The sequence below is a fragment of the Paracoccus sp. SMMA_5_TC genome (genome assembly GCF_009696685.2).
Lineage (GTDB): Bacteria > Pseudomonadota > Alphaproteobacteria > Rhodobacterales > Rhodobacteraceae > Paracoccus.
The window spans coordinates 1407568-1422378 of the sequence record NZ_CP102355.1; the positions used below are offsets into that span (position 1 = coordinate 1407568).

General features: G+C 63.9%; 15 protein-coding genes and 1 tRNA gene. 11 read left to right on the plus strand and 5 right to left on the minus strand.

The features are described from left to right. The first annotated feature begins 29 nt into the window (after positions 1-29). Positions 30-1016 carry a phage late control D family protein gene (locus tag GB880_RS07125; protein ID WP_154492184.1) on the plus strand — a complete coding sequence of 329 codons (987 nt, stop codon included), beginning with the start codon at positions 30-32 and terminating at the stop codon, positions 1014-1016. A 104-nt stretch (positions 1017-1120) separates the two neighbouring features. Here GB880_RS07125 and GB880_RS07130 read toward each other — a convergent pair whose 3' ends face one another. The 3 genes from GB880_RS07130 to GB880_RS07140 form a co-directional block, all read right to left on the minus strand. Further along, positions 1121-1516: a type II toxin-antitoxin system HicB family antitoxin gene (locus GB880_RS07130; RefSeq protein ID WP_154492182.1), complete on the minus strand. Its 396-nt coding sequence runs from the start codon at positions 1514-1516 to the stop codon at positions 1121-1123. Positions 1517-1560: 44 nt separating this feature from the next. Continuing rightward, positions 1561-1749, minus strand: a complete 189-nt coding sequence (locus GB880_RS07135) for a type II toxin-antitoxin system HicA family toxin (protein ID WP_154492180.1) — start codon at positions 1747-1749, stop codon at positions 1561-1563. Positions 1750-2372: 623 nt separating this feature from the next. Next, complete coding sequence (locus tag GB880_RS07140) at positions 2373-2579, minus strand: hypothetical protein (RefSeq protein WP_154492177.1); 207 nt, start codon at positions 2577-2579, stop codon at positions 2373-2375. Positions 2580-2741: 162 nt separating this feature from the next. Here GB880_RS07140 and GB880_RS07145 point away from each other — a divergent pair, with 162 nt between their 5' ends. Then, on the plus strand, positions 2742-3998 hold the full coding sequence (locus tag GB880_RS07145; RefSeq protein ID WP_154492174.1) for an aspartate kinase: 1257 nt from the start codon (positions 2742-2744) through the stop codon (positions 3996-3998). A 31-nt stretch (positions 3999-4029) separates the two neighbouring features. Then, positions 4030-6279, plus strand: a complete 2250-nt coding sequence (ptsP, locus tag GB880_RS07150; protein WP_154492171.1) for a phosphoenolpyruvate--protein phosphotransferase — start codon at positions 4030-4032, stop codon at positions 6277-6279. 105 nt (positions 6280-6384) lie between these two features. On the opposite strand, the gene GB880_RS07155 is transcribed toward ptsP, so the two are convergent. Both GB880_RS07155 and GB880_RS07160 read right to left on the minus strand, forming a co-directional pair. Beyond that, positions 6385-6461 (minus strand) — tRNA-Arg (locus tag GB880_RS07155). A 107-nt stretch (positions 6462-6568) separates the two neighbouring features. After that, a complete protein-coding gene (locus tag GB880_RS07160; RefSeq protein ID WP_154550551.1) occupies positions 6569-8005 on the minus strand; it encodes a sensor histidine kinase in 1437 nt (478 codons plus the stop codon). A gap of 250 nt (positions 8006-8255) precedes the next feature. Here GB880_RS07160 and rpmH point away from each other — a divergent pair, with 250 nt between their 5' ends. The 8 genes from rpmH (at position 8256) to yihA (ending at position 14791) form a co-directional block, all read left to right on the plus strand. Next, positions 8256-8393: a 50S ribosomal protein L34 gene (gene rpmH, locus GB880_RS07165; RefSeq protein ID WP_154492168.1), complete on the plus strand. Its 138-nt coding sequence runs from the start codon at positions 8256-8258 to the stop codon at positions 8391-8393. A 34-nt stretch (positions 8394-8427) separates the two neighbouring features. Then, positions 8428-8859, plus strand: a complete 432-nt coding sequence (gene rnpA, locus GB880_RS07170; protein ID WP_154492165.1) for a ribonuclease P protein component — start codon at positions 8428-8430, stop codon at positions 8857-8859. Next, complete coding sequence (gene yidD / locus GB880_RS07175) at positions 8856-9113, plus strand: membrane protein insertion efficiency factor YidD (protein ID WP_154492162.1); 258 nt, start codon at positions 8856-8858, stop codon at positions 9111-9113. The genes rnpA and yidD overlap by 4 nt, the downstream gene beginning before the upstream one ends. A gap of 29 nt (positions 9114-9142) precedes the next feature. Beyond that, positions 9143-10042, plus strand: coding sequence for a tRNA 2-thiocytidine(32) synthetase TtcA (ttcA, locus tag GB880_RS07180; protein WP_154492159.1), 900 nt, complete (start codon positions 9143-9145; stop codon positions 10040-10042). A gap of 60 nt (positions 10043-10102) precedes the next feature. Then, positions 10103-11335 (plus strand): EAL domain-containing protein, encoded by a 1233-nt coding sequence (locus GB880_RS07185; RefSeq protein ID WP_154492156.1) that lies wholly within the window; start codon positions 10103-10105, stop codon positions 11333-11335. A gap of 164 nt (positions 11336-11499) precedes the next feature. Next, positions 11500-13398, plus strand: coding sequence for a membrane protein insertase YidC (yidC, locus tag GB880_RS07190; protein ID WP_154492153.1), 1899 nt, complete (start codon positions 11500-11502; stop codon positions 13396-13398). Then, positions 13395-14144 (plus strand): MOSC domain-containing protein, encoded by a 750-nt coding sequence (locus GB880_RS07195; protein ID WP_154492150.1) that lies wholly within the window; start codon positions 13395-13397, stop codon positions 14142-14144. Before yidC ends, GB880_RS07195 begins: the two co-directional genes overlap by 4 nt. After that, complete coding sequence (yihA, locus tag GB880_RS07200; protein ID WP_263467003.1) at positions 14141-14791, plus strand: ribosome biogenesis GTP-binding protein YihA/YsxC; 651 nt, start codon at positions 14141-14143, stop codon at positions 14789-14791. The genes GB880_RS07195 and yihA overlap by 4 nt, the downstream gene beginning before the upstream one ends. Positions 14792-14811 lie beyond the last annotated feature (20 nt).

The following is a 14811-nucleotide window of genomic DNA, read 5'->3' on the forward strand; positions in this document are numbered from 1 at the left end:
CAAACTGGAAACCTGCCTTCAAGGTGACGGTGAATGGACAAGACAGGACATCGGTATTCCTGCCGCGCGTGCGATCTATCCGGGTCACCGACACGGCGGGCATCCAGTCCGACACCTGCGACATCCTGCTGTCCGACCACCTGCCATCGCTTCCAATAGAGCTGCCCCCCGCCGGTGCCGAGATCACCATTGCCTTCGGCTATCTTTTCGCCGCACAGCTCATGGGAGTGTATATTGCCGACGAGGTCGAGATCCTTGGGCCACCAGGGCAGATGCGGATCACGGGCTATGCCGCAGCGCATGGGACAAGCGCCGGCGGCAAAAAACCTGTCAGCACGGCCAGAACGCGTAGTTGGCAGGATGGCACGACCATCGAGGCGATGGTGACTACGATCGCTGCGGAAAGCGGGTTTCGGGCGGCAGTGTCTGCCGACGCAGGCAAGGTCGTCTTGCCGCATATCGATCAGATCGACGAAAGCGACATGAACCTGTTGACCCGCGTGGCGCGCGATCACGGCCTGATATTCAAGCCCGCGGGCGGTGCCTTGGTGATCTGGAAACCGGGTGAAGGCACCACCACTGCTGGCCGAGCATTGCCGGTCGTGTCGCTGACGCCGAATGATGTTACGGCCTGGTCCATGCGTCGCGCCAGGCGGCAAGCCTATGACAAGGTCGTGGCAACATACAGGGATTTCAACCAGAGCGAATCGATCGATGTCGAGGTAGATGCGCGCCCGCCAGGGGTTACAGGCGTTGCCCAGGTAAGGCGGCTGAAACCTGTCTATCCATCCGAACGCTCGGCCAGGGCGGCTGCCGCAGCTGAGGCTGGTCGTTCCCAGCGCGGCACGACAACGCTGCGCCTGACGTTGCCCGGACGAGCCGACCTGCAAGCCGAGGGTCGGCTACGCTTGTCGCGTTTTCGCCCCGGGGTCGACGGAGAATGGCTGGTAACTGCGGTGCAGCACAGCCTGGATGAGAGTGGCTGGATCGCAACGGTAGACGCCGAGATGTCGTAGCGCTGTGAAGGAAGCAAACATTCTTCCCGGCGCCGAGTTCCACAAGAAGGCCGTTCGTCATGGTCGAGGAAAGGGACGACCATGACGAACGGCAGATTGCGGCTTTAGGCGCCAGTGAGTTCATGGCGCGCTGCCGAGGCAAGAAACGACGAACGGGTCATGCCGCGTTCCTTTGCAGCCGCGTCGACAGCGCGAAGCAAGCCGCGCTCGATCGAGATGTTCACGCGTTCCAATGTCCCATCAGCGGGAATATAGGGGATCGTGATCAGAGTGGCGCCTTCTGCGAGGGCCTGGGCGACATCCTGTCGCTTGAGCAGGGCGTCCAGGGGTGACGGTGGAACCTCGGGCTGATCCTCGAACCACAGGTTAAGGGCCTCGGATGCAGCCTTCGGGACATCGTCCCAGCAATCGGCAGCCGCAAAGCATCCCGGAAGATCGGGGAAGGTCAGACCGAAAGCCGCCCCCGGATCGTGGTGGATGATTGCCGAGTATTGTTTCATCAATTCTCCTTCTGCGTTTGTGGCGAGGATCAGATGCGCCGGGCTCACAAGAGCCCGGCTTGTTGGTAGATGTTGCGGGCAGTTCCCAAGGGAAGGTCTTTCTTCGGGTGTGGCACGATCACGGTCCTTTCGCCTTTTCGCAGCTTGAGGTGCGACCCCCGTTTTGAGACCTCCTCGAACCCTGCTGCCTTCAAGACCTGTAGGATTTGCCGGCTGTTTCGTTCGATTTGCATCTTTCCTCCGTGTGTAAATAAATACACGCAGGCGGGCAAAACGTCAAGGGGAATGTGTATATATTTGTGTCGTGATCTGGTGCCCGATGACGGTTCCACGCCGACGGATAAAGTCCAAAACAGGCTTGGACGGTTTGAAAAGCATCTGTAACCGATTGAATCTTATAGAGCGGAAAAGCGTTTGGTTTGCACTATTCCAGTGCAGAAACCGGATTTTGCCACGGTTTTAGGTACCGTAGGCCGGAGGTTCGAATCCTCTCGCCCCGACCATGTTCTCTCCCTGGTGCGTTTTGCCATGCTGGGCCTGCCCAAAAAGCCAGCGTGACGTGAGCCCCTGTCTCACGGTTCAATCGGGTCAGGGCCGACCGGATTTTTGCGGCCGACTCGGTATTTTGTGCAGGCTCTTAGCGATTTTGTGGGGTTGCCATGAGTGCATGGTGGGGTGTTTCAGTTGGCATAAATCGCGCCCTGGGCGGGCAGGCAAGCGAGCCGCTGTGTTCGCGCGTCTATCGTCAGCCGCCCTCTATCTGGCGCAGCGCGTTCCTTTCGCTGATGGACCGCGCTTTTTCAGAAACCGCGCATTGCGAAAACATTCACAACCGATGGCGCGACCTGAACGGCGCCTAACGGTCTCGCTGGCGCGCGGCCAGTTCCTGCGCCAGTGCCTCAAGTGCTGCCAATGTGGCATCGTAACTGCTGCCTGCCCGCGGGCAGCGCTGGCGTCGGCTTCGGTAAAAGGCCAGCCACCTGGGCAGTTCTTCCAGCGGGTAGGTCGCCGACCAGACCTTGCCGGTCAGGGTGAATGTGGTTGCGTCATGTGTCGCCTTCATTTCCCCTGTCTGGGCCAGCGGGCGGCCGGCGGCAAGACGCTGTGGCGTCGCGGCGCGAAATAATCCCCGACGACAGGAACAGGCTCGCACGCCGGGCCTTGTTCTTTCCGCGCCCCACCCCTAGAACGCGCCCGGAAAACTGGTGATGCTGGGGGCAAGGGAATGCCGCTTCTGGTGATGAAATTCGGCGGCACTTCGGTGGCCGACCTGGACCGCATCAAGAACGCCGCGCTGAAGGTTCAGCGCGAGGTCGAGCGTGGCTATGACGTCATCGTCATTGTCAGCGCCATGTCGGGAAAGACCAACGAACTGGTCGGCTGGGTCGAGGCGACCTCGCCCCTGTTCGATGCGCGCGAATACGATGCCGTGGTTGCTTCGGGCGAAAACGTGACCGCCGGGTTGATGGCGCTGACGCTTCAGGAACTTGGTGTGCCTGCGCGCAGCTGGCAGGGCTGGCAGGTGCCGATCAATACCACTTCGCAGCATTCCGCCGCGCGCTTCGTGTCGATCCCGCGTCACAATATCGATCAGAAATTCGCCGAAGGGATGCGGGTGGCGGTGGTCGCCGGCTTCCAGGGGTTGGGTTCGGACAACCGCATCACAACCCTGGGGCGCGGGGGATCGGACACCACCGCGGTGGCCTTCGCCGCCGCCTTCGGCGCAGAGCGCTGCGACATCTATACCGATGTCGACGGGGTCTATACCACCGACCCGCGCATCACCTCGAAAGCGCGCAAGCTTGACAAGATCGCCTTCGAGGAAATGCTGGAACTGGCCAGTCTGGGCGCCAAGGTTCTGCAAACGCGCTCGGTCGAGCTGGCGATGCGCTACAATGTCCGCCTGCGGGTGCTGTCCTCGTTCGAGGATACCGATGAGACCAGCGGCACTCTGGTCTGCGATGAGGGTGAAATCATGGAATCGAAAGTCGTCAGCGGCGTCGCCTTTTCGCGCGAGGAAGCCAAGATCACGCTGGTCACCGTCGAAGACCGGCCCGGGATCTCGGCCGCGATCTTTGCCCCCCTGGCCGATGCCGGTGTCAATGTGGACATGATCGTCCAGAACATTTCCGAAAAGGATTACGAGGATCATCCCGGTGCTGTCACCGACATGACCTTTTCCTGCCCGGTCAACCAGGTTGCCCGCGCCAAGAAGGCGATGGAGGACGCAAAGGCCGCGGGCCAGATCGCCTATGACGACCTGGTGGTCGATACCGAGGTCTGCAAGGTGTCCGTGGTCGGCATCGGCATGCGCAGCCACGCCGGCGTTGCCGCGCGCATGTTCAAGGCACTGGCTGATGAAAACATCAACATCAAGGTGATCTCGACCAGCGAGATCAAGATTTCGGTGCTGATTGACCGCAAATATATGGAACTTGCCGTTCAGGCGCTGCATGATGCCTTTGATCTTGAGAAGGCCTGAACGCGGGTCGAACGCCTGAACCGGGAGGATCATGCCGGAGCGCAAGGAAAGCGATTCTCGCAAGTTGCTGAAGCGACTGCGCGATACTCTTGCCGCGCCCGGCAGCGGCCAGCACCGGCTGGATCAGATTACCCATCATATCGCCGATTCGATGGGGACCGAGGTCTGCTCGATCTATCTGTTCCGCGACGCCGATACGCTTGAGCTGTGTGCGACCGAGGGGTTGAAGCCCGAATCGGTGCACAAGACCCGCCTGCGCCTGGGCGAGGGGCTGGTGGGTCGCGTGGCGCGCACGGGCCGACACGTGAACACCGCCAATGCCCCGGCAGAGCCCGGCTTTCGCTACATGCCCGAAACCGGCGAAGAAGTTTATTCCAGCTTTCTGGGGGTTCCGATCCAGCGGGTGGGTGAACGGCTGGGGGTTCTGGTCGTGCAATCGCGCGAAGCCCGCCAGTTCTCTGAAGATGATGTCTACGGGCTGGAGGTGGTGGCGATGGTTCTGGCCGAAATGGCCGAACTTGGCGCCTTTCTGGGCACTCAGGCCGACAGCATGCCCCCCGCGCACCGTTTCCCGGTGATGTTTCGCGGCGGCATCGGCCAGGAGGGAACAGCCGAAGGTCGGGTCTGGCTGCATGAGCCGCGGGTGGTCGTCGCAAACCCTGTCGCGGATGATCCGCTCAAGGAAAAGGCGCGGCTGAACGAGGCCGTCGCGATGCTGCGCAGCACGGTCGATTCGATGCTTGCGGATGCCGACATGGGCAAGGGCGATAGTGCCGAGGTGATGGAAACCTACCGCATGTTCGCCCATTCGCGCAGTTGGCTGCGTCGCATGGAAGAGGCGATCGATCTGGGCCTGTCGGCCGAGGCCGCGGTCGAAAAGGAACAGAGCCACGCGCGCGCCCGCCTGGAAAGCGCCGCCGACCCCTATCTGCGCGACCGTCTGCACGACCTGGATGATCTTGCCCACCGGCTGCTGCGTATCCTGACGGGGCAGGGGCGTGATACGGGGGCAGAGATGCCCGACAATCCGATCCTGGTGGCCCGCAATATCGGCCCGGCCGAATTGCTGGAATACGGCCGGCGTCTGAAGGGGGTCGTGCTCGAGGAAGGTTCCGTCGGCAGCCATGCCGCGATCGTCGCCCGGGCGCTGGCAATTCCCCTGGTCATACATGCCGAACGCATCACCTCCGAGGCGCTGAACGGCGATCCGATCCTGGTCGATGGTGATGCCGGAACCGTGCATCTGCGTCCCGAGGAAACGATCATCAACGCCTTCCGCGACAAGATCGCGATGCAGGCCGAGGCCCAAAAGCGCTATGCCGGTCTGCGCGACCAGCCGGCAACCGCCCGCTGCGGCACCACCATCCAGCTTTACATGAACGCCGGTCTGATGGCCGACCTGCCCAGCCTTGAAAGTTCGGGCGCCGAGGGGGTCGGTCTGTTTCGCACCGAATTGCAGTTCCTGACCCGCACGCGCGTGCCGCGACGTGGTGAACTGGCTGCGCAATACAGTCGCGTTCTGGACAGTGCGCGCGGTCGGCCGGTGATGTTTCGCACCCTCGACATCGGCTCGGACAAGGTGCTGCCCTACATGAAGCCGCAGGACGAGCCGAATCCGGCCATGGGTTGGCGCGCGATCCGGGTGGGGCTGGACAAGCGCGGCGTGCTGCGCATGCAGTTGCAGGCCCTGATCCGCGCAGCGGTGGGCCGGCCATTGTTCGTCATGTTTCCGTTTGTCACCGAAATGGAAGAGTTCGAAGAGGCTCGCCGGCTGCTGATGGAGCAGCTGGCCCGGGAGCAGCGCCTGGGTCATCCGATGCCGTCGGACATCCGCGTCGGCGCCATGCTGGAGACGCCCTCGCTGGCCTTCGCGCCGACGAAATTCTTCCAGATGTGCGATTTCATCTCGGTCGGCGGCAATGATCTCAAGCAGTTCTTCTTTGCGGCTGACCGCGAAAACGAACGCGTGCGCCGGCGCTATGATACGCTCAACACATCGTTCATATCGCTGCTGGCACAGATCGTGCGGCGTTGCGACGAGGCGCGCGTGCCGCTGTCCTTCTGTGGCGAGGATGCCGGCCGTCCGATCGAGGCGGCGACTTTTGCCGCGCTGGGGTTTCGCCGCCTGTCGATGCGTCCCGCCTCGATCGGGCCGGTCAAGCATCTGATCCGCCGAATCGATCTGGTCGAACTGCGCAGAGTCATAGACGCGGCCTGCGCCGCGGGCGATACCAACCTGCGTCGGCCGATCACCGAATGGCTGGCCCGCCAACCCGCCTGAGCCCGACCGCTGCGGCTTGGCGCTGCGGCAGATGATTGCACGCGAAAACGCCCAACCTCTCCCAGGCCGCGCCTGGGTCACAAGCAAAACTGATATCTGGAAAAATGGCGGACCCGGAGCGATTCGAACGCCCGACCCCCAGATTCGTAGTCTGGTGCTCTATCCAGCTGAGCTACGGGTCCGCTGTGAGGCGGTTATCTAGAGACAGCGGCCGGGGGGTGCAAGGCCAAAAATGCGTCTCGCGCGATCTTTTTTGGCCCCTCGTCCCAAGTGGGGAGATCGCAGAAAATCAAGCCTGGGCCTGTGCGGTTTCGCTGCGTGATATGGCTGACGACAGTTCGCGGGGCAGATGCAGCATGAATTCGGTCCCGTCCTGATCGCTTCGCAGCAGCTCCAGCCGACCGCCATGGTTGCGCACCAGATCGGCCGCGATCGCCAGCCCCAGGCCGGTCCCCCCCTTGCGGCTGCCACCGGAAAACGGCTGGAACAGGAAATCGCGCGCCTTTTGCGGCAGGCCGGGGCCGGTGTCGCCGATGCGGATCCACCATTCGGCCTCATCCTCGCCGGCGCCGATCTCGATGGTTCCGGGCTGGCGGGTGGCCTCGATGGCCTGACGGGCATTGCGCACCAGATTGGACAATACCCGAAACAGCTGGTCACGGTCGGCGCGAACCGACAGGCTGGGGGGGATGTCGGTCAGGAATTCGATGGGCTCGGCGCCATCCGCCCGGTCTGCAGCCATCGATTCGCCCTCGGTCACCTCGGCGACCAGCGCCGACAGGTTGAAGCGCGACAGCGAGGGGGCGGGCTCCTCGGCCTTGCCGAAGGCCAGCGTGGTTTCGCACAGGTTGACCGCCCGGCTGATCGAATTGACCAGCTTGGGTGCCGCCCGCCGCACCGCCGGGTCGGCACTGGTTTCCAGACGGTCGGCAAAGATCTGGGCCGTGGTCAGGATGTTGCGCAGGTCGTGGCTGATGCGCGCCACCGCCTGACCCAGCTGCGCCAGCCGCGCCTTCTGCTTCAGCGCCGATGTCACCGTGCGCTGCATGGCGGCAAGCGCGGTTTCGGCCTCGTGCAGCTCGGCCAGGCGTGCGGTGGGGGTAATGATGGCGCGTGCGTCCTCGGGGGCATTGGCATAGGCGGTCATGTGGCTGATCACCCGCCGGATCGGGACCAGCAGCAGGCGTTGGGCGGCGATGTTCAGCAGCAAGGCTGTCAGCACCGAGAACGCCGCCGAAATCAGCAGCAGTCGCGCGCCATAGTCGATCATCTCGTTGCGCAGCTGCTGGGTATCGGTGGTGATCTCGATCAGTTGGCCGGCCTGATTGACCGGAGCACCGATCACGCGGATCACCCGGTTCTGCCGGTCCAGCAGCTGTGCCAGTGCATCGCCGATCGAGGTCCAGAACGGTTGGTCGCGCAGATCGAAGGTGGCAGCGATCGGTCCCGGAATGGGCGAGGACAGGACCAGTTGCCGCACGTCGTTGCGGCGCAGCACCACGTTGAACACGCCGGCGTTTTCCAGCAGCTCCGCCTCGAGGTCCGAGGCGATCGATTCGTCCGTCGCCAGCAGCGCAAGGCTTGCGATCTGTGCGCGCTCGAGCCGGGATTCGAGGAAATCCAGCCGGTAATTTGAAATGGAAGGCAACAGGATCAGCAATTCGGCCAGCAGCACGAACAGGCCCGTCAGCAGGGCAAAGCGACCGGAAAGGGTATTGAGGGACATGTCGAGCTCTGCAATTCCCCTTCGTCTTGGGCATCTGCCTTCACATAAGCGCGCCTGCAGCGCAGTTCAAACCTGCGTGACCGCATCGCGGTTCCCGTGGTGATCGTCGCCTTGCAACTTGCGGCGAAAACGGGTGCAGGGTGGTTGACTTGATGCGCGGCTGCGACTAAGCACCGGGCCTCGAATGACCGGCGCGTCTTGCGTGGGCTGTCTGCCCATACCCTGGCCCGCCCTGACCCGGAGTTGAAAGATGTCGAAACGCACCTACCAGCCGTCGAACCTGGTTCGCGCCCGCCGTCACGGCTTTCGTGCGCGCATGGCGACCAAGGGCGGTCGCCGCGTGCTGAACGCGCGCCGTGCCAAGGGCCGCAAGGTTCTGAGCGCGTAAGCCTGCCGCCGCAAGGCGCGGGCGCATCGCCGCGATGACGCATTCCGCAGAAGCCGCCGCCGCTGGCCGATCCGACCCATCGGAATCGTCCGCAGGGGCGGCTTGTGCCATTCAAAGGCCGGCCGTGGCAGTGCTGCGCAAGCGGGCCGATTTTCTGCGTGCGGCCAATGCCCGACGTCAGGGCACACCCGGTTTCCTGTTGCAGGCGCGGTGCCGAGAGGCTGCCGAACCGGCCGAGGCGCCGGTGCGCGTAGGTTTTACCTGCTCGAAAAAGCTGGGCAATGCCGTCATTCGTAACCGGGCAAAGCGCCGCCTGCGCGCCTTGGCCCGCGAAGTGATGCCAGGCGCGGCGCGGGCCGGGTGGGACTATGTGATGGTCGGGCGGCCCGAAACCACGGTGCAGCGCGATTTTGCCCTGATGGTTGGCGAACTGCGCCAGGCCTTGCTGCGGGTCCACGACAAATGACCCCGCTGGCCTGGGTGATGTCGATCCCTGTGCGTGCCTACCGGCTGGTGGCCAGTCCCTGGGTCGGACACGGCTGCCGGTTTCAACCGACCTGTTCAGCCTATGCGCTCGAGGCGCTGGCGCGACATGGCGGCTGTAAGGGGGGCTGGCTGACGCTGCGTCGGGTCTGTCGCTGCCACCCTTGGGGCGGATCCGGCTTTGACCCGGTGCCGGGAACCGGGACGCCCGATCAGGCGCCACCGGGGAACGATTAGCGCTGCTTGCATGCAGCAAGGATAGGCCAATGCGCGACGAAAGCTGCGACCACGACGATGATCTGGACCTGGGGGGCGAAATTCACCCCCTGTTTCGTGGCGCACCCAGCTCGACCGAGTTTCGCAAGCTGCGCAAGCGTCTGGTGCGCGAAACCCGCGCCGCCATCGAAACCTATGACATGATCCGACCCGGCGATCGCTGGCTGGTCTGTCTGTCGGGCGGCAAGGACAGCTATACCCTGCTGGCGGTGCTGCATGAACTGAAATGGCGCGGGTTGCTGCCGGTGGATCTGCTGGCGTGCAACCTCGATCAGGGCCAGCCCGGCTTTCCGGCCACGGTGTTGCCGGAATTCCTGACCGATCGCGGCGTGCCGCATCGCATCGAATATCAGGACACCTATTCCATCGTGAAGGAAAAGGTGCCGGCGGGCCGCACCTATTGCGCGTTGTGTTCGCGGTTGCGGCGCGGCAACCTCTATCGCATTGCCCGGGAGGAGGGCTGTCAGGCGGTGGTGCTGGGCCATCATCGCGACGACATCCTGGAAACATTCTTCATGAACCTGTTCCACGGCGGCCGCCTGGCGGCGATGCCGCCCAAGCTGCTGAACGAGGATGGCGATCTGAACGTGCTGCGGCCGCTGGCCTTCGTGGCCGAGGCCGACTGCGACCGCTTCGCCCGGGCGATGAATTATCCCGTCATCCCCTGCGACCTCTGCGGCAGCCAGGAGGGCTTGCAGCGCATGCAGGTCAAGAAGCTGCTGGACGAATGGGAAAGCCGCAGCCCCGGCCGACGGCAGGTGATGTTCCGGGCGCTGACCAATGTGCGCCCGTCGCACCTGCCGGACCCGAGGCTGTTCGACTTTGGCGCCTTGGCACCGGGTAGCTCGGATTTTAGCGAAATAGGGCCTCCGCGGCTGCGCGAACATTAACCGAACGCAAAGACTTCTGCGCCTAGACTGCCCTGACTGAAATGGAATGCAGGTCTGGCAATGGCGATCGGATTCGCAGGGTTGGCGCGGTGGTGGGCCGATGTTTTCGGGACCGGGGGCTGTCCGGACACACTCAGCCTTCTGGTCAGGCTTGAAAATGCCGATGACTTGCGGGCCGACCTGGGGTCCGAGCAGGTCGAACGGATGCTGGATCGTCTGACCTTGCGGCTTGTGGCCGATTTGCACCTTCTGCCGCAGCCGCGCCCGCCAGGCATGGCCGAAATCGGTGGCGCCCTTCGATGCGCTGCGGGCCAGAAGTCGTCGGTGCTGCTGGATCGTCTGCGCGAGGCCTGTCGCCGGCCGCTTGATCCGGGCGTGGGGCATCTGCTGCCTGAATGGCGAGGTATGCTGATCCACGATCCGGCCGGGCGGGGCCCGACGACAGGTCTGGAAAGGGGGCGTGCCTATCTGACGGACGCGGGGCGGGACGGTCATGGCTGGATCTGGCTCGACCTGACGCAAGCCTCGGCAGAGGTCTTGCCGGTTTCGACGATGCGTCCGACCAGGCTCGGCTACCAGCCGCAGATATGCAGCGATACGGGGGCGCTGATTTCGCTTTATGTGCATCGCGGGGGATGGACGGACCAGGGGATCTGCGTCGGGGACACCGCGGCCCTAGGCCCAATGGATGCCGATCTGCGTCAGGCGCTTTCCGATCTGCGCGGCTGGTTGGCGATCTGCCCGAGCTTGACGGGCCTGACATGGCCGCTGACGCAATCCGATCTGGACGCACCGGAACTTGCAGATACCTTGCTGTGGGAAATCGACCGTCAGGATCTGCTTCCCCGACATCTGGAACTGGAACTGTCCGAGCCGATGGCGCGCCTGACATCCGACAGCGTGGCCGCCAGCAATCTGCATCGCCTGGCTGCGGCGGGCTGCCGTCTGGCTCTGGGCAATTTCGGCGCGGGTGGGGCAGGGCTGGCCGGGTTGCGGCGTCATGGCATCGCCCGGGTCCGCATCGGCCGCGAATTCGTTGCCGAATGTGATCGCCGTGCGGATCAGCAGCGTATGATCCTGGCGGTTCTGGCACTGGCCGAGCATCTGCGGCTGGCAACAATTGCCGATGGCGTGGCAACCCGCGAGGAATGCGCCTTCCTGACCCAGATCGGGTTCAGCGCGGTGCAAGGGCCTGCGATTGGCCCGGTCCTGGCTGCCGAACGGGTGGCTGAGCATCTGCGGGCTCATGCCGCGCAGCTGCCGCAGCCTTACGAATTGCGACGCCGCGCCTGACCGGTGCCCGATTTGCAGGGCGAAACCATGGCAATGTTGATCGCTGAACCGGTCGGCTCACGGCTTCTTCGCGGATTGCGGGCAAATTCCCTTGACCTTTGCCGGTCGCTTCTGTTGAAGCGGCCCGAACCTACAGGTTGGGTGACGACGAAGGGCTGTCCGGAATGCAAGACAACAACCGCAACCTCATCCTGGCGATGGTGCTTTCGGCCCTCGTCATGCTGGTCTGGTCGATCTTCTTTGCCCCTGAGCCGGTGCCACCGGCGCAGGAACCGGCGCAAGTTGCCCAGGGCCAACCTCAGACCGGGTCGCCCGCCGCGCCTCCGGTATCTGCCGACAGTCCTGTCCCCGGCGCGGTGACGCAGGCGCCTGACCAGGGTGCCGCCAACGCGGACCCGTCAGCCAGCGCCGGCCGGGTCAAGATCGCCTCGCCCTCGCTGGCGGGCTCGATCTCGCTTGCCGGTGGTCGCATCGATGATCTGGAACTGACGGGTTATCACGAGACCTTGGATCCCAATTCGCCCTATGTGCGTCTGCTGACGCCGACGGCGCAAACCGCGATCAAGGCCGAAGGCAGCCCGGTGGCGCCCGGCGGCGACCTGACGGTCACCGTCCAGAAACCCTATTACGCGGTCTATGGCTGGACCCCCGCGGCGGGCACCGACCCGGCGCTGGTGCCTGGCCCGGCGACCGTGTGGCAGGTGGAATCGGGTGATGTGCTGGCACCGGGCCAGCCGGTAACCCTGCGCTGGGACAATGGTGCCGGCCAGATTTTTCGCCGCACCTATGAACTGGACGACAAGTTCCTGTTCACCGTCACCCAGACGCTGGAAAATACCGCGACAACCCCTTTTTCCGCCGCACCTTACGGCATCCTTGCCCGGCATGGCCGCCCGGACACGCAGAACTTCTTCGTGCTGCATGAGGGCGTCGTCGGCATGACCGATGGCAAGCTGCTCGAGGAAAAATACAAGAATCTGGTCGACCTCGACGTGGTTGCGGGCGAGGGCCCCGCAAAGGTCATCGACGTCACGGCGAATGGCTGGCTGGGCTTTACCGACAAATACTGGATGACGACACTGGCGCCGGCGCCGGGCTCGCCCTTTACCGCCGTGGTGCGTTATGCCCCGGGTGCCGACATCTACCAGGCCGAAACCAGATTGCCGATGCAGACGGTGGCGCCTGGTGCCACCGCCAGCAGCGCCAGCTATCTGTTTGCCGGCGCCAAGGTGTGGGAGGTCATCAATGGCTATCAGGAAAACCCCGGGATCGATCGCTTTGTCGATTCGATCGACTGGGGCTGGTTCTATTTCCTGACCAAGCCGATCTTCCGCCTGCTGCACTGGCTGCATGGCATGATCGGGAACATGGGCTGGGCGATCATCGCCTTGACCTTCGTGCTGAAGCTGCTGGTGTTCCCGCTGGCGCGCAAATCCTATGTCTCGATGGCCAAGATGAAGGAACTTCAGCCCGAGATGGAGGCGATCAAGGAGCGCACCGGCGATGATCGCATGAAGTTCCAGAAAGAGGTGATGGAACTTTACAAGCGCGAAAAGGTAAATCCGGCTGCCGGCTGTCTGCCGGTGCTGCTGCAGATCCCGATCTTCTTTGCGCTTTACAAGGTCATCTTCGTGACCATCGAATTGCGCCACGCGCCCTGGATCGGCTGGATTCGCGACCTTGCCGCGCCCGATCCGACCAGCCTTTGGAACCTGTTCGGCCTGCTGCCCTGGGCCGCGCCGGGGCAAGGCACCTTCCTGCACAGCTTCACGCTGCCGGTGCTGGCGATTGTGCTGGGCATCTCGATGTGGATGCAGCAGAAGCTTAATCCGGCCCCCGCCGATCCGGCGCAGAAGATGATCTTTGCCTGGATGCCGTGGATCTTCATGTTCATGCTGGGCGGTTTTGCCTCGGGGCTGGTGCTTTACTGGATCACCAACAACACCATCACCATCATCCAGCAATACACCATCATGTCGATGCACGGTCACCGGCCCGATCTGTTCGGCAACATTCGTGCCAGCCTGCCGGCCAGAAAGGGTGCGGGCAAGGGCGGCAAATGATCGCCCGTATTGCCCGCATCCGCCGCCACCCGATCAAGTCTGCGGGGGGCGAGGATCTTGACCGCGTCGGGCTGCACCCGGCGCGGCCGCTGCCGGGGGATCGGGAATGGGCTGTGCTGACCGAGGCGGGCGAGGCCCACGTCGGGCCGGGCGCCCCGGATCGCTGGCTGCCCAAGGGATGTTTCCTGCGTGGTGCGGCCTCTGCTTCACTGCAGGCGGTGCAAGGCGGCTGGCGCGATGGCGCATTGCAGTTGCGCCATCCCGATCATCCGCCCATCAGCGCCGATCCCCAGACCCAGGGCGAACGGCTGGTCGACTGGCTGGCGCAGATGTGGCCGCAAGACAAGCCGGCGCCCAGCCGGATCGTGCGGGCACCGACGGCATTCACCGATGTGCGCTGGCCGTGGATCTCGATCCTGTCGCTCGACAGCCTGCGGGCGCTGGAATCGCAGATGGGCCGGCCGCTGGGCATCGAACGTTGGCGTGGCAATCTGTGGGTCGAGGGCTGGGCGCCCTGGGCAGAACGGGGCCTGCCGGGGCAGATCCTGCGCATCGGTGAGGTCGAACTGCGCGTCACCCAGACCATCGGCCGCTGCGCGGCCACCAGCGCCGATCCGGCCACCGGCACGATCGATCTGGACATGCCCGAAGCATTGCAGCGGCTTTACGGCAACAGCGATTTCGGCATCTATGCCGAGGTGGCAAGCGGCGGCGAAATCGCCCTGAACGACGAGGTGCGCGCATGAAGGTCGCCTTCCCCCCGGCAGCAGACCCCGACCCCGAGACGGCCGAGGCCGCGCGCCAGCTGTTCGCCGGCCCGGTCGATTTCGTCAAGGGTGTGGTGTCCATGGACGGCTTGCCCGCGGCCGATCGGCCCGAAGTCTGCTTTGCCGGTCGTTCGAATGTCGGAAAATCAAGCCTTATCAACGCCCTGACCGGGCGCAAGGGACTGGCGCGGGCCTCGAATACCCCCGGGCGCACGCAAGAGATCAACTATTTTGCGCTGGGCGAGCGCGCCTATCTGGTCGATCTGCCGGGGTATGGGTTTGCCAAGGCGCCGGTTGCCGTGGTGGCAAAGTGGCAGGCGCTGCTGAAAAGTTATCTGGCCGGTCGGCCAACCTTGCGCCGGGCCTTTGCGCTGATCGATTCGCGCCATGGCATCAAGGATGTCGACCATCAGATCATGACGCTGCTGGATCGCTCTGCAGTGCCGTTCCAGGTGGTGCTGACCAAGGCCGACAAGGTGGGCGGCCAAAGCCTGGCGGCGACCATCGCGCAGGTGCAGGAATCGCTTCAGCAGCATCCCGCCGCCTATCCCGAACTTGTGGTGACCAGTTCCGACAAGGGGCATGGCATCGCCACGCTGCGCGCGATCATCGCCGGGCTGGACTGACCGCGCCATGCGCCCTAGGG

What these genes read in the sequence shown, in the direction of transcription:
- GB880_RS07185 (WP_154492156.1), top strand. Translation starts at nt 10,103, where the DNA reads ATGGCGATCGGATTCGCAGGGTTGGCGCGGTGGTGGGCCGATGTTTTC.
- GB880_RS07130 (WP_154492182.1), bottom strand. Translation starts at nt 1,516, where the DNA reads ATGAAACAATACTCGGCAATCATCCACCACGATCCGGGGGCGGCTTTC.
- GB880_RS07160 (WP_154550551.1), bottom strand. Translation starts at nt 8,005, where the DNA reads ATGTCCCTCAATACCCTTTCCGGTCGCTTTGCCCTGCTGACGGGCCTG.
- ttcA (WP_154492159.1), top strand. Translation starts at nt 9,143, where the DNA reads ATGCGCGACGAAAGCTGCGACCACGACGATGATCTGGACCTGGGGGGC.
- ptsP (WP_154492171.1), top strand. Translation starts at nt 4,030, where the DNA reads ATGCCGGAGCGCAAGGAAAGCGATTCTCGCAAGTTGCTGAAGCGACTG.
- yidC (WP_154492153.1), top strand. Translation starts at nt 11,500, where the DNA reads ATGCAAGACAACAACCGCAACCTCATCCTGGCGATGGTGCTTTCGGCC.
- yidD (WP_154492162.1), top strand. Translation starts at nt 8,856, where the DNA reads ATGACCCCGCTGGCCTGGGTGATGTCGATCCCTGTGCGTGCCTACCGG.
- GB880_RS07145 (WP_154492174.1), top strand. Translation starts at nt 2,742, where the DNA reads ATGCCGCTTCTGGTGATGAAATTCGGCGGCACTTCGGTGGCCGACCTG.
- GB880_RS07135 (WP_154492180.1), bottom strand. Translation starts at nt 1,749, where the DNA reads ATGCAAATCGAACGAAACAGCCGGCAAATCCTACAGGTCTTGAAGGCA.
- GB880_RS07195 (WP_154492150.1), top strand. Translation starts at nt 13,395, where the DNA reads ATGATCGCCCGTATTGCCCGCATCCGCCGCCACCCGATCAAGTCTGCG.
- rpmH (WP_154492168.1), top strand. Translation starts at nt 8,256, where the DNA reads ATGTCGAAACGCACCTACCAGCCGTCGAACCTGGTTCGCGCCCGCCGT.
- GB880_RS07140 (WP_154492177.1), bottom strand. Translation starts at nt 2,579, where the DNA reads ATGAAGGCGACACATGACGCAACCACATTCACCCTGACCGGCAAGGTC.
- yihA (WP_263467003.1), top strand. Translation starts at nt 14,141, where the DNA reads ATGAAGGTCGCCTTCCCCCCGGCAGCAGACCCCGACCCCGAGACGGCC.
- rnpA (WP_154492165.1), top strand. Translation starts at nt 8,428, where the DNA reads ATGACGCATTCCGCAGAAGCCGCCGCCGCTGGCCGATCCGACCCATCG.